Source organism: Bradyrhizobium cenepequi, from assembly GCF_020329485.1.
Lineage (GTDB): Bacteria > Pseudomonadota > Alphaproteobacteria > Rhizobiales > Xanthobacteraceae > Bradyrhizobium > Bradyrhizobium cenepequi.
The window spans coordinates 22362-35963 of record NZ_JAGKJI010000010.1; the positions used below are offsets into that span (position 1 = coordinate 22362).

Here is a 13602-nt window from a genome sequence, read left to right on the forward strand (position 1 = left end):
AAGAGAACCAGCAAATGACATCGCCCCAAGACGGCTTGATGGGCAAGATTGCTCAAGAACATGCTTCCGCAAGCACGAATACAGAGCATTTCTACGCCGATCTGAAGCCATTCGACAACTTCTCGCAACTGACGAATTTCGATCGCTATCTTCCCCTGCCGGACGATTGGTTCATCGGGATAGCCGATGTTGTGCAATCGACTCGGGCGATCGAGACCGGTCGATACAAGGCTGTCAACACTGTAGGTGCTGCGGTGCTGGTCGCCATAACCAACGCGTTACCTAAACTCCGCTTTCCTTATGTTTTCGGCGGCGACGGAGCGACCGTAGCCATTCCGGGCAAGTATCTCGATGAAGTGCGGTATGAATTGGCGCGAACTGCGGCTTGGGCCGAAGATTCTCTCGATCTTGCGCTTCGAGTCACGATCGTTCCTGTTTCGGCGATCCGTGCAGCCGGTCACGATGTCCGTGTCGCGCGATATGCCGCATCCGAGAACGTCTCGTACGCCATGTTCACCGGGGGTGGCGTTGCCTGGGCGGAGACGCAGCTGAAGAAAGGGGAATTCGCGATACGCCGCGCACCGTTGGATGCCAAGCCTAATCTATCAGGGCTCTATTGCGGGTTCGGTCCAATCCCTACCGAGCAGGGGATCATTTTGTCTATTATTGCTTTACCGATCGAAGAGCAAAGGTCGTACACGGCGTTGGTGGCAGATGTTTTGGCCCTGATTGAATTTTCTTCGCGCCGGTCGGGACATCCGTTGCCCGAGGGCGGTCCGCTACCCAGCTGGCTCGGAGGCGAGATCCAGAGACTGGTTAGTAGGGACTCCCCACACGCGAACCTCCTGACGGCCGCCGCAGATGCACTACGAGCAATCAAGACGCGAATCGTTCTTGCGGCAGGTATTCGCATGGGCAGTTTCGAACCCTTCAAGTATCGACGAGAGATCTGGCAGAATACGGACTTCAGGAAGTTCGATGATGGACTGAAAATGACGGTGGATTGTTCGCCGGAAATCGCAGATGCCATCGAAGCTCGACTGGTTTTCGCCCAGCGTTCTGGCGTTTGTTTTGCGGGTACACATCGTCAGAAAAGCGCACATCTCACCTGTTACGTTCCTTCAAACATTCGGTCCGATCACGTCCACTTCGTTGACGGGGCCGATGGAGGCTATGCTGCGGCAGCGGCCAAACAAAAGGCGGGGGAGGCTGCGGCGCGGTGCGAATGGTCGCCATAGAGCGAACAGGAGCATCAGAGCCGGCAAGCGGCCGCACGGTGATTGAGATCGGAAAGGATCGTCACGTCATTGTCGACGCGGGGTGGGTACGGCCGCGCTGGCGCGGCTACTGACGGTTCTGGAGCGGCGATGATTCGGGTCATCCCCAGATTAACTGCGTGCTGCTGTGAACGCCATTAGTACGCGTCCGACACCAAACAAGAACGTAGGGTTGGTTGTTCGATTAGTTGACGAACCATGATCGCAGCAAAACCGGGATTGAGCGGGATGTCGGGCGTAGCTCGCCCAGTCTGCGCGACGCCTACGCCAGGGATCGTCGTGAGGCGCCGCCCGGTTTCGTCCGACCAACTCGGCCAGTCCCCGAGCGTCATTCTGATCGCTCTTTTTCAGGCGATTCGAGAGAGTGCGGCATGTGCGTGGCGAGCATCGACAACGGGAAAGTCGACGCGTCGCAGTTCGTGCGAAAGCCAGCTCGCCATTGCACCGCTCTCAAACCCGATACGTTCAGCATTTGGTGCACGCTTGCGAAGCAGTTCAATGGCCCCGGCTCGGATTTAGCTTTGCCTTCGAACGTTACCCGCCCGCTACAGTCGATCCCGCATACTGAAGTTTCCTTTTGCGAGACGTCGAGCTCGACGTACCGCCTCATGGTAGCGCTGCGAATCGGTTGATTGCGAGAGCTCGACGATAATAGGATGACCTTAGTCCAGAATCGTCGATCGCAATTACGTCATCGCTCCCAAATTTTGCATGCCGAACAACACTGTCGTGCGAAAGCTGCACATCCAAGACGGATGACGGCTTCGGATATCACCGGAAAGCTTGGCGCGCGTCGATGTGGTTGCCCAACAGCGCCTGGAGACGCTCCTAGAGCCTGACTGCCAGGATCGAGTCGCTGTTCGGAAGACGAAGTCGACCCGCGTCGGATCCTGGGAATAAGGGAAAGATCGTCGGAGCGAAGCCGCTACTTCGCCCGAAACACGTCTGGTCTATCCGCACAAAGCTTCGGGTGGAAGGTCAGCTTCGAGGCCGTGCTCGGTTCAATCTCGCCATCGACAGTAATCTTCCTGGCGCTCAACGCCGATGGTTCGCAGATGTCAAAACCGGTTAAGCCGGTCAGGCCATTCGACTGCGCTGATACGTGGCAAAGGGTTCCATTCAGATGCGCCAACGGCATCGAAACGATAACCGATTGTAATTGGCGAAGTTGCCGCGGAAGCATTGTATTACGCAATACGCACCTCGCTAGCTTTGCTGATGATGCAATTGGGCACTAGCTGTTGGCAATCAGTCTCGAAAGAGCTCTCGACCCACGCATCCGGGGCTGTTGATTTCAGGAGATCGGAAACTTGAAGGTCGGTTTCATCGCCTACGCCAATCCCACCAATTTTCTGCACATTGCCGCGAAGCTGCTGCCGTGGCTGTGGGCCTTGACGGCGTTAGCCTTTGCGCTCGGCCTCTTCGGTGCGTTCACGGCACCACCCGACTACCAGCAGGGCGAGATGGTGCGGATCATGTACATTCACGTTCCGGCCGCCTGGGTGGCGATGTTGGCCTATACGCTGATGGCGATCTCGGCGGTCGGCTCGTTGGTTTGGCGCCACCCGCTTGCGAATGCGGCGCAGAAGGCTGCCGGGCCGCTCGGTGCCGCCTTCACTTTTATTTGCCTTGTCACCGGCTCCCTCTGGGGCAAGCCGATGTGGGGCACGTACTGGGTGTGGGACGCCCGGCTTACTTCCGTGCTGGTCCTTTTCCTGATCTATCTCGGTCTGATCGGACTCTGGCAGACAATCGAGGACGCCAGCAGGGCCGCGCGAGCTGCATCGATTATGACGCTGGTCGGGTTCATCAATATTCCTATCGTCAAATTTTCGGTCGACTGGTGGAATACCCTCCACCAGCCAGCCTCCGTGTTCCGGATTGAAGGCTCGGCAATCGCCGGCCCGATGCTTTGGCCACTGCTCGTGATGTCGCTTGCATATACGCTTCTATTCGCGACGCTCCACGTTATGGCGGTCCGCAACGAAATCATGCGGCGCCGCGCTCAGCGGCTCGCGATCATGCTGGCGGCCGTTGGTGAATCCGCTGGGGCCCGAATGCAATTGGTCGAAGCGGTTTCCTGAGGGCGCGATGGCTCAGCATGGCGGGTTCATCGTGGCGGCTTATCTGGTGACGGGCGCGGTCCTGATCGGGACGATCGCGGCCGTCCTCTTCGACTATCGGCTTCAGCTCCATGCGCTGGCCCGCCTTGCATCAGACCGTCTCGGCAATCGCTCATGAACGACACTCCTCCCTCGAAATTCCTCTCGCCCGATGTCGCGGCCTCCCGGCACCACCTGGTCCGCATTCTGGCGGTAGTCCCGCTTCTGGTCTTCCTCGGAATTGCCACACAGCTCGCGGTGCGGCTCGGTGTCGACAACCCGTCGCTCGTGCCTTCGGCCCTGATCGGCCGGCCGGTGCCGCAATTCGCGTTGGCGCCGCTTGACGGGCTCGCCACGCCCGGGCCGCCCGGCCTGTCGAGCGCCGACCTGAAGGCAGGACATGTGACGCTTGTGAACGTGTTCGCGTCCTGGTGCGTCGAATGTCATAGCGAGCACGAGGCGCTTATGGCCTTGTCGCGCGACACGGCGCTGCAGCAGCATGGGGTAAAGCTTACCGGCATCATCTACAAGGACGACCCAGGGAGTGCGCGGAGCTATCTCAATGCCAAGGGCAATCCGTTCGCACAGGTCGGCATTGACCCGTCCGGCAGGACCGGTATTGATTTCGGCGTCTATGGCGTCCCCGAGACCTACGTAATCAAAGGAAATGGCACCATCGCCTACAAGCTAGTGGGCGGCATCTCGGACGCGACCCGTCCCGCTTTGATGGCGGCAATCGCAAGCGCACAACGGCCATGACGGCTATCTTGCCAAGTCTCGATCCATATACAACAGGTCCCAAAAGTCTGATCTTGTCTTCGCGCGCGGCGTCGCTGGCTTGCGCCACTGGCCGGCAATCGATCAGCTCGAAGAAGCTACGCTGCAGGAGCATTTTGGTCGTGGAGAATGGCGAATGTACCATGTTTTGCAAGGTCACGCGTTCGCGGAAGTCGGCAGTGAAGGATCTTAAGACATGTTTTGGCTTGCCTTCGCAATGATGACGGCCGCGGTCTCGCTGGCGCTGCTCAGGCCGCTCTCGGCGCGGCACGAAGAGCGTAACTCGCGCGCTTCTGACATCGCTTTCTATCGAAGCCTTTTGGTTGAAACGGATGATGATGTCCGCCGAGGCTTAGTCGCAGCTGAGGATGCCGCAGCGGCGCGGGCCGAAATTGCGCGCCGGCTGCTCGCCTCCGTCGACTCCGTGCCGAAGGATCGGCCGCATGCATCGGCGCGACCGAGGCGCATCTGCGCCGTTCTAGCGGTTGTTGTGGTGCTGCCGTTTATCGCGCTGGCGCTTTATCTTAGGGTGGGCGCGCCTAACCAACTTGACATGCCAGCATCACGCCGGACGGGTGCGGAGTTCAACCCAACGGCTGTAATCCCCAAGATCGGAGTGCATCAGGCGGCCGACCGCAACGACGGACACGGCTTCCAGGCGATCGCGGTCGAGCAAGACGGCAGCACAGAAAAAGCGAGGCAACTCTGGGAGGCGCTACGAGCGGATTCGCCATCCGACGCGCCGTGGACGGATGCCGTACATCCGCATTTGGCTGCTGTTGCCGGAGCGCCGCGGCCGGACGTGGACGCCGCGCGGTCCGGCCTAGGCGGGACTGGCGTTGCGGAGCCGCCTCCAGAGCAGAGGACGGAGGCGATCAGTGGGATGGTGGAGGGACTCGCTGAGCAGCCCACGAAGGACGATCACGATCTCGACGGGTGGCTGCGATTGATCAGGGCCTACGCCGTCCCGTGTAAGCAAGAGAAGGTCGAAGAGGCCGTGGCAAATGCGCGGGTTAGGCATTCGGGCAACATGAAGCGTTGGCACGCGTTGATTGGCTCGTCAAACAGCTCGGGCTGAAAGGATAAATTTTGGCAAGAAAGAAAAGGCGCCTCCTCCTCATCGGCGCGGCCGGCATAACTTTGGCGATCGCGATGAGTCTCGTACTCTTTGCGCTACGTGACAGCATCGTGTTCTTCTACGGGCCGACCGAAATGGCCGAGAAAGCGCCGCCGCTGGGAACGCGGCTGCGCATCGGCGGGCTGGTGGAGCAGGGCTCACTGATCCATGAGGGGTCGTCGACCGTCACTTTCGCGGTGACCGACCTTAAGCAGCACATCAAGGTCATCTACACAGGATTGCTACCCGATCTCTTCCGGGAAGGGCAGGGTGTCGTGGCCGAGGGCACGGTGGAAGGCCCAAACCTCTTTCATGCCGACACTGTGCTCGCCAAACATGACGAGCGCTACATGCCCAAGGATGTTGCCGACAGACTCAAACGGCAGGGTATTTGGCGTGACGGCGAGAAATCCGCGCAGACACAATAGAGTTGCCGTTTATGGTTCACATCAGCCTCCAGGAGTGACAGGGTGATCGTCGAAACTGGACATTATGCGCTCGCCCTCGCCTTGGCGGTCACACTGCTGCAGTCGGTTCTGCCGATCTGGGGTACTCGCCGCGGCGATCTCGGGCTCGCCTCCATGGCGGTGCCTGCCGCGATTACCCAATTTGCGCTGGTGGCCTATGCCTTTGCGGCGCTGACCTACGCTCATGTGGTGTCCGACTTCAGTCTCGTAACGGTCGTTGAGAATTCACACACCACCAAGCCGCTCGTCTACAAGATCGCCGGCGTCTGGGGCAATCATGAAGGCTCTATGCTGCTCTGGGTCTTAATCCTGGCGATCTTCGGAGCCGCGGTGGCGAGCTTTGGCCGCGGCATGGCAGATGAACTGCGGGCCAATACGCTGGCGGTCCAGGGCTGGATCGCGTTTGCCTTCCTGCTCTTCATTCTGCTCACATCCGACCCCTTCGCGCGCCGATTTCCCGCACCCTTCGAGGGGCAAGACCTCAATCCGTTGCTTCAGGACCCTGGCCTCGCGATACATCCGCCGCTGCTCTATCTCGGCTATGTCGGCTTCTCGATTGTGTTCTCCTTCGCGGCGGCGGCGCTGATTAGCGGCCGCGTCGATGCCGCCTGGGCCCGATACATTCGACCATGGGCGCTGATCGCTTGGAGTTTCCTGACGCTCGGTATCGCGATGGGTTCCTACTGGGCCTATTACACCCTGGGCTGGGGTGGATTCTGGTTCTGGGACCCGGTCGAGAATGCCTCATTGATGCCCTGGCTCGCGGGCACGGCGCTGCTGCATTCTGCGGCCGTCATGGAAAAGAGAGACGCGCTCAAGATCTGGACCATCTTCCTCGCGATTCTCACCTTCTCGCTTTCGCTGCTTGGCACGTTCCTGGTCCGCTCGGGCGTGCTTACCTCGGTGCACTCCTTCGCCAGCGACCCATCACGCGGCCTCTTCATCCTCGCGATCCTTATCCTATTTATCGGCGGGTCGCTCGTTCTCTACGCTTGGCGCGCTCCGGCCTTGCGACCCGGCGGCCTGTTCGCGCCTGTGTCTCGGGAAGGTGCGCTCGTGATCAACAACCTAATGCTGACCATCTGTTGCGGCATCGTCCTCACCGGTACCCTTTACCCTCTGGTGCTTGAGACCTTGACCGGCGACAAGATCTCGGTCGGCGCGCCTTTTTTCAATCTGACCTTCGCTCCGTTGGTCCTCTCCATCCTGCTACTAATGCCGATCGGCCAGTCGCTTGCCTGGAAGCGTGGCGACTTTCTGGGCGCAGCGCAACGGGTGATGGTTGCGGCGGTGGCGGGCGTGGCCCTTTCACTAGTTCTTGCGGCGGCCCTGCGTGGCGGCCCGGTCCTCGCCCCGATAGGTGTGGGCTTGGCGGTCTATCTGATCCTCGGATCGTCCAGCGAACTGGTGTCGCGGATCTGGGGCAGAGGGCAGGCCTGGCGGGCGACTTTGGCCCGCGCGACTGGGCTTCCGCGTTCGGCTTGGGGCACGGCTATCGCCCACGCGGGGCTCGGCGTGACATTGTTGGGGCTCGCCGCAACCGGTTGGGGTGTGGAGCGGATTGCGGCGGTCAAGCCGGGGCAGACGGTCGATCTCGGACCCTATCAAGCCACCATAGTCAAGCTTGAGCAGCGACAGGGCCCCAACTATTCCGAAATAGGGGTCCGTGCGATTATCAGGCAGGGTGGGTCGACGGTGACGACGATTGAACCGGCCAAGCGCACGTTTCCGGTGCGCCAGACCACGATAACGGAAGCCGGCATCGCGACAATAGGTTTCGGGCAGGTCTACATCTCGGTCGGGGACCAGCACCCAGATGGTTCGATCGATGCCCGCATGTTCTGGAAGCCGCTCGTTACGACAATCTGGATTGGCGCGATCGTGATGGCGATCGGAGGAATTGTGTCGTTGTCCGATCGGCGTCTCAGGATCGGCTTTGCGCGGCGCGCCATTCACAGCCGCCTCTCTGGCGATCCTGTAGCGCCGCAGCCCGCAGAATGACCGCGCTCCGTCGCTTTTTCATTCTTTTGGTCGTGTTCGCGGGGCTCGCGCCCGGTCTGGCGAGCGCGGTGCAGCCCGACGAGATCCTAGCCGATTCAAAGCTCGAAGCGCGCGCGCGGGGAATTTCCGTTGGGCTGCGCTGTCTTGTCTGTCAGAACCAGTCGATCGACGATTCGAACTCGGAGCTTGCGCGGGATCTCCGGCTACTGGTTCGCGAACGTCTGAAGGTGGGCGACAGCGACGCGCAGGTGCGCGATTTCCTGGTGCGGCGCTATGGAAATTTCATCCTGTTGAAACCGCCATTCGACTCGGAAACCGCCCTACTCTGGGGCACGCCGGCCCTCCTGTTTGCGGTCGGCGCGATCCCGCTTCTTCTCGGATTGCGCCGCCGCAGGCAGTCCCCGCCGCCTGATCCGCTGAGCCAAGCCGAGTGCGACCGGCTGGCGTCGGTATTGAACGCCGATATTCCCTCTGAGTGATTTTGGCGTTAGTCGGATCGTTTTATCTTGCGAGATGCACGTGCCGAGGCGTTTCACCTCTTCGCTTCAAGCCTCGACTCGAACGGTGGCGTTAGTCGCATCGCGCCGCAGATAGTCCAGATATTGGAGCCGTTTCACTGACGTGATCCGCTTCGGAACGAACTTATTTCCACCGCTTGCAATCCTTTATTCCCCCGCCCCGCGAAGCGCGGCGGCTGCAGCGATCGGGGCGAGCGCGAAGGACGCGAGACCAAGCGCGCAGAGGATCAGAAAGGGCGTTAGGAATGACACCGTGCCACTCGCCGCCGCCGAGGCCGCCGAGACGCTAAAGATCATCACTGGCACCGCCAGCGGTACGACGAGAATCGAGAGCAGAAGGCCGCCGCGTCGCAACGTGACGGTAAGGGCTGCGCCGATCGCGCCCAGAAAAGTTAGAGCTGGTGTGCCTACTAGCAGGCTCACGGTCACTCCCCCGAGCGCCGGGCCATCCAGGGCCAACATCAGGCCGAACAGGGGAGAGAGGATCACCAGCGGCAGCCCCGTGACGCACCAGTGGGCTAGGCACTTTACCAGGACAACGAGTTCTAGAGGTGCCGGTGACAGAAGCATCTGGTCCAGCGAACCATCCTCGTGGTCGGCTTGGAACAACCGGTCAAGGCCTAGCAGAGTCGCCAGGAATGCTCCGAGCCACAGGATGGCCGGACCGATTCGCGATAGCAGGTTCAAGTCGGGTCCGATCGCGAAGGGCACGATCGTGACGAGACCGAGGAAGAAGATTATCGCGAGAGACCCTCCGCCGCCGATGCGGCGCGATAGCACGAGATCGCGGTAAAAGACGGCAAGAAGAGTATCTGTCATGGCCTCCATCCGCCGCCGCCGCCATAGCGGCGTGACCGTCTCCCTTGAAGAAAAGGATCGGCCCGGCCTTGTTTCTCGCTCCGGGGCGCATGGAGGCGGCGGGTAGGGCGCCACGGCACTGCCCTCATTGCGCCTCAAGCCTCAGTTCGAGGGTCCCTGGCAGACCGAGTGGTTCGTGGGTCGCCGCAAGCACCAAGCCGCCGCGTCCGAGATGATCGGCCACAATACCCATCAGCATGACACGTGCGGCCCGGTCGAGTGCGGTCAATGGCTCATCGAGCAGCCAGAGAGGGCGGTCAGCGACCAGGAGCCGGGCCAAGGCGACGCGGCGGCGCTGGCCTGCCGAAAGATAGCCGACCGGCAGGTCGACAACGTGGGCGAGCTCGACGCGGTCGAGCGCCTCCCGAGGGGTCAGCCGGGCCTGCCCTGAAAGTGTCAGACCGAATTGGAGGTTTTCGCGAGCGGTCAGTGCGGACTTCAACCCGTCGAGGTGACCCACGTAGTGGACGCGCTCCGCGAGAGGCGCCAGATCCTTGGCTCCCGACTCGTTCCAGGACGCGCAGCCGGACGCTGGGGGTAAGAAGCCGGCGATCACACGCAGCAGGGTTGATTTGCCCACGCCATTTGAGCCCGTTACTTCACCAAGCTGTCCGCCGTCCAGCCGTAACGATACGCCACGGAGCACTGTGCGCCCACCGCGCACGACCCAGAGGTCCGCGACCAGGAGATGGCAGGATTGTGTGTGGCTCATTTTCGCTTTCAGTCAGCTATGTCCCGCGCCGCTCGCGTTTTTAGAACGCTCCCCCTGCTTGCTTCTCGCTCGCCGCGGCGCGAGCCCAGGTTGGCATCACATCGCGTGAGACATCGGACTTAGCGACACGGGTGCCAGACGTGACGCCACGGTTGGGCCGATGACTCCGTGGCGGAACTTCGATGGCTCGGCCCAGGCTCGCCTCTTGGCCGAACCATCGGAGCGCCCTGTTCGCGTATGGCCGAGCAAGCCCGCTGTCGAGGACCCAGCTCGCCCAGGGACACGGCTCAATCGAAAGCCAGAGTGTCCCAGGTCTCGACGAGCGCGGCCGTTAGTTTGGCTATGTGTGCCGCCCCGTGGAAGGGCGAGGGCGTGATGCGCAAACGCTCCGTGCCGCGTGGGACAGTAGGGTAGTTGATCGGCTGGATGTAAATGGCGTGGCGCTCAAGCAGGTGATCGGCAGCCGCCTTGCACCGCTCTGCATCACCGACCATCACCGGCACGATGTGAGTGTCGGTGTCGAGCACCGGCAGACCAGCGGCCTTGAGCGCGGCCTTCGTTGCAGCGGCCTGTCGCTGGTGTGCCTTACGCTCGGCATTCGAGTGCTTGAGGTAGCGCACGGAAGTAAGGGCAGCGGCGGCAACCGCAGGCGGCAGGGCTGTGGTGAAGATGAAGCCCGAGGCGAAGCTGCGTACCGCATCACAGATTGTCTGCGAGGCCGCGATATAGCCCCCGATGCAGCCAAAGCCTTTGGCGAGGGTGCCCTCGATTACATCCACGCGGTGCATCACCCCGTCGCGCTCGCTGATCCCGCCACCGCGGGGGCCATAAAGGCCAACCGCGTGGACCTCGTCGAGGTAAGTCATCGCGCCGTACTGATCTGCAAGGTCACAGATCCTGCCGATAGGTGCCACGTCGCCGTCCATGGAGTAGACGGACTCGAACACGATGAGCTTAGGGCGGTCCCCCGCCTCCTGTAGCAAAGCCTCAAGATGGCCGTGATCGTTGTGGCGGAATATCCGCTTCTCGCAGCCCGATTGACGGATGCCTTCGATTATCGAGTTGTGGTTGAAGGCGTCGGACAGGATCAAGCAGTCCGGGATCAACTTGGCGATCGTCGAGATGCCGGCCTGGTTCGAGACGTAGCCCGAGGTGAAGACAAGGCTCGCCTCCTTGCCGTGCAAGTCGGCGAGCTCGCGCTCAAGGTCCACCAGTGGCGAGTTATTTCCCGCGATGTTGCGCGTGCCGCCTGCGCCGACGCCGCAGCACCGGGCAGTCTCGATCATCGCGGCCACGACCTCAGGGCGCTGCCCCATGCCGAGGTAGTCATTGGAGCACCAGACCGTGATCTCGGTGATCATCCCGTCGGGCCGGCGCCACTTGGCGACCGGGAAGCGGCCAGAAATGCGCTCGATGTCGGTGAAAACACGGTAGCGCCGCTCATCGTGCAAGCGATCGAGGGCCTTGCGGAAGTGGCGCTCGTACGCTTGGTCCGCGCCCTTCGTGTCCTCCGGCCTGGACGCGACCCTTGCGGGCAAGTGCACGGCTGGCGCTCCTTGCCCCGACATTGCGCTCAAGCACGGACGTGCTTTGCCGGCACGCGCGCGAGTTTGAAGTCTCGCCAGCAATTCCGCCTCTATAACGTGATCTGCCATCTTTGTCAGGCCCTAAAGCTGAAGCCCCGGTTGTCCATGGCTCATTATCTTTCAGGCCCTCTCGTCTTGCACAAGTTATTGTTTGTATGCCCTCTGATTATCGCCATGTGCGTCAGCTAAATGCGATCTTTGGTGTGAACTTGAGAAGGCAAGTAGCGCGATCCAGCTACCTTCATGACAAGAATGCAGTCCGCTGCCTTGCGCTCGGTCGCAAGCACATGCGCGGTCGCGTTTGTGGCGCGTCGGCGGTCCATCAGTTTGTCTAGCAGTCTGCTGAAAAACCGGTTCGGCGGCGGAGGCCCCAACGCCAGTCCATTCCACTGGGTGCACACCATGGCGGTCGACGAGCTTGGCAACGTCTATAACCGCCGCCTTGAAATTGAAATTTGCGGGGAACAGCATTGGCTTTTTTCTTGTGGGCGTGGCTCTGGTGATGCGGTCGATCATTCGGGGTAATTTTGCTGGGCGGGCCTACGCCGGGACGAGTTTCGGAACGGGGATCAGGTTGTAGGCGATGAGGTTGAGCATGAAGTCGGCTGCAACGCGACAGATGACGCATGTCTTGTTTTGCGCTTTGTGCCATGCTGCTTGCCCCAACCGAAGATGCATTCGATCGTCGCCCGACGCGATTGCGGCATGCCATAGCCTTGGTGGCGCGTGGTCCGAAGCCCAGGCTTCAATCAACGTCCCGTCTACCGAAAATGCTCGTCCGACAATAGCGACTTGATCTGAGGATGGTTCTTGTTCATGAGCTTCGTAAACACGTTGCCGTTCTGCAGCCGCTCACGGTTCTTCGTGGAGCTGGTCGGATCCCAGACCGGATCGTCCGGCGACAGCCCCACGAACCAGCAGTACAAGCGATTGTAGTCCAATTGCTCCATCAGCTGTCGTTCCGACCGAATGCCGTAGAACGCCCGCACAGCAATTGCTCCGGAGGGATCGAGGGGCATCCTTCGTTCGAATAGAGCTTACCAAAGCTACGGTTCAGCTCGCCCAGCACATCACAGACAAGCGCCTGAATCCTTCTCAGCGGATGGTTCGGCGGCGCCAACGTCTCGGCGAGATGTACGAAAACAGCCGGCCCTGATCCACAAATGTGCTCCGCATACGAGCCTCCACCAATTCGTGATAAAAAAGTGAATCAGCAAAGTCTCGCTACGGCGAGGGGTTTTTCAGCAGACTGCTAGTGAGTGCTGGACTAGGTGCACGCTCTCGACGTTAAGCGCAGAGATCGCCTCGTCGAGCTGCAAACATTCACAATGGCCACCGCCTTGCGAGGCAGCAAGGTGCCTGGCCAAGGCAGTATCGTGTCTCGAACGATAAGCTGCCCGGGACCACATTCCCAATGGGTATCGATTCGATGCCCACATTCGATTTTCGCGATGCAGGCACCTGGGTTAAATCTCGCCTTGCTGGGCAGAGGAAGTCATTCTTATCGCTGCCGCGAGCGAATCGCGGATTGACTGGAGAAAAAATCATGAAGCACACGGTGTCAGTATTACTTTCCAGCGTTCTTGCTGTCGGCGCAATCACAACGGCGGTATTCGCGCAGCAACCACAGCTTCCTCCACCGGACGACTGGCATGCGACTGGGCGCTATCTTCCGGAATACACGAGTGATGGTGCTCTCCTGCTACCGAAAAACTTCCATGAGTGGGTTTATGTTGGCTCGCCTCTGACACCAAACATATTGAACAATGGGAAAGCAAACTTCCCGGAATTCCACAACGTGTACATCGAGCCTGGTTCCTATGAAATCTATAAGAAGACTGGCGTCTTCCCCGAAGGAACCATCTTCGTAAAGGAGCTACAACTTATGCTGCCCGCCGATCGTGCGGACGGTTCGAGGCAAGAGCCCTCTGGGCGCGGGTTCTTTCCGGGGCCCTTTAACGGCGCCGATGTAACCGTCAAAGACACCAAACGGTACACCGAGACCAATGGCTGGGGTTACTACAACTTCAATCACTTCGAGCCGAAGGCTGCCACCGCCAAGGTCAGGCCACTGGAGGAATGCGCGTATTGTCATATCGCTAGTGCTAAACGCGATGACGTGTGGACGCAGTTTTATGCCCTGCTTGATAGCGTCCCCGTCCCTGCCGATCAGAAAAAGAAGTAGGA

13 protein-coding genes and 2 pseudogenes are annotated in these 13602 nt (G+C 60.4%); 10 read left to right on the forward strand and 5 right to left on the reverse strand.

The genetic code is table 11. The features are described 5' to 3' along the window. Positions 1-14 precede the first annotated feature (14 nt). Positions 15-1238 carry a DUF3095 domain-containing protein gene (locus tag J6497_RS13825; protein WP_225704821.1) on the forward strand — a complete coding sequence of 408 codons (1224 nt, stop codon included), beginning with the start codon at positions 15-17 and terminating at the stop codon, positions 1236-1238. A 342-nt stretch (positions 1239-1580) separates the two neighbouring features. Here J6497_RS13825 and J6497_RS42440 read toward each other — a convergent pair. Further along, a pseudogene (locus J6497_RS42440) lies at positions 1581-1887 on the reverse strand (IS110 family RNA-guided transposase); the annotation flags it as partial. A gap of 700 nt (positions 1888-2587) precedes the next feature. On the opposite strand from J6497_RS42440, the gene J6497_RS13835 reads away from it, so the two are divergent. The 7 genes from J6497_RS13835 (at position 2588) to J6497_RS13865 (ending at position 8220) form a co-directional block, all read left to right on the forward strand. Continuing rightward, complete coding sequence (locus tag J6497_RS13835) at positions 2588-3361, forward strand: heme ABC transporter permease (protein ID WP_225704822.1); 774 nt, start codon at positions 2588-2590, stop codon at positions 3359-3361. Between the two features lie 7 nt (positions 3362-3368). Next, a complete protein-coding gene (gene ccmD / locus J6497_RS13840; protein WP_225704823.1) occupies positions 3369-3518 on the forward strand; it encodes a heme exporter protein CcmD in 150 nt (49 codons plus the stop codon). Then, complete coding sequence (locus tag J6497_RS13845) at positions 3515-4138, forward strand: DsbE family thiol:disulfide interchange protein (protein ID WP_225704824.1); 624 nt, start codon at positions 3515-3517, stop codon at positions 4136-4138. The genes ccmD and J6497_RS13845 overlap by 4 nt, the downstream gene beginning before the upstream one ends. Positions 4139-4352: 214 nt before the next feature. Further along, positions 4353-5234: a c-type cytochrome biogenesis protein CcmI gene (ccmI, locus tag J6497_RS13850; protein ID WP_225704825.1), complete on the forward strand. Its 882-nt coding sequence runs from the start codon at positions 4353-4355 to the stop codon at positions 5232-5234. An 11-nt stretch (positions 5235-5245) separates the two neighbouring features. Beyond that, the gene (ccmE, locus tag J6497_RS13855) at positions 5246-5701 is read left to right on the forward strand and encodes a cytochrome c maturation protein CcmE (RefSeq protein ID WP_225704826.1); all 456 of its coding nucleotides are present in this window, start codon (positions 5246-5248) and stop codon (positions 5699-5701) included. Positions 5702-5743: 42 nt separating this feature from the next. After that, complete coding sequence (locus J6497_RS13860; protein ID WP_225704827.1) at positions 5744-7741, forward strand: heme lyase CcmF/NrfE family subunit; 1998 nt, start codon at positions 5744-5746, stop codon at positions 7739-7741. Then, on the forward strand, positions 7738-8220 hold the full coding sequence (locus J6497_RS13865; RefSeq protein WP_225704828.1) for a cytochrome c-type biogenesis protein: 483 nt from the start codon (positions 7738-7740) through the stop codon (positions 8218-8220). Before J6497_RS13860 ends, J6497_RS13865 begins: the two co-directional genes overlap by 4 nt. 186 nt (positions 8221-8406) lie before the next feature. Here the strand turns inward: J6497_RS13865 and ccmB are convergent, their stop codons facing one another. The 3 genes from ccmB to hemA form a co-directional block, all read right to left on the reverse strand. After that, on the reverse strand, positions 8407-9078 hold the full coding sequence (ccmB, locus tag J6497_RS13870; RefSeq protein ID WP_225704829.1) for a heme exporter protein CcmB: 672 nt from the start codon (positions 9076-9078) through the stop codon (positions 8407-8409). Between the two features lie 124 nt (positions 9079-9202). Beyond that, positions 9203-9829, reverse strand: a complete 627-nt coding sequence (gene ccmA, locus J6497_RS13875; protein WP_225704830.1) for a heme ABC exporter ATP-binding protein CcmA — start codon at positions 9827-9829, stop codon at positions 9203-9205. 287 nt (positions 9830-10116) lie between these two features. Then, on the reverse strand, positions 10117-11373 hold the full coding sequence (hemA, locus tag J6497_RS13880; protein WP_225704831.1) for a 5-aminolevulinate synthase: 1257 nt from the start codon (positions 11371-11373) through the stop codon (positions 10117-10119). Positions 11374-11658: 285 nt separating this feature from the next. Between hemA and J6497_RS13885 the strand changes: the two genes are divergently transcribed. After that, positions 11659-11940: a hypothetical protein gene (locus J6497_RS13885; RefSeq protein ID WP_225704832.1), complete on the forward strand. Its 282-nt coding sequence runs from the start codon at positions 11659-11661 to the stop codon at positions 11938-11940. Positions 11941-12147: 207 nt separating this feature from the next. On the opposite strand, the pseudogene J6497_RS13890 reads toward J6497_RS13885, so the two are convergent. After that, positions 12148-12591, reverse strand: a pseudogene (locus tag J6497_RS13890) (transposase); the annotation flags it as partial. Between the two features lie 238 nt (positions 12592-12829). On the opposite strand from J6497_RS13890, the gene J6497_RS13895 reads away from it, so the two are divergent. Then, the gene (locus J6497_RS13895; protein WP_225704833.1) at positions 12830-13600 is read left to right on the forward strand and encodes a cytochrome P460 family protein; all 771 of its coding nucleotides are present in this window, start codon (positions 12830-12832) and stop codon (positions 13598-13600) included. Positions 13601-13602: the final 2 nt, after the last annotated feature.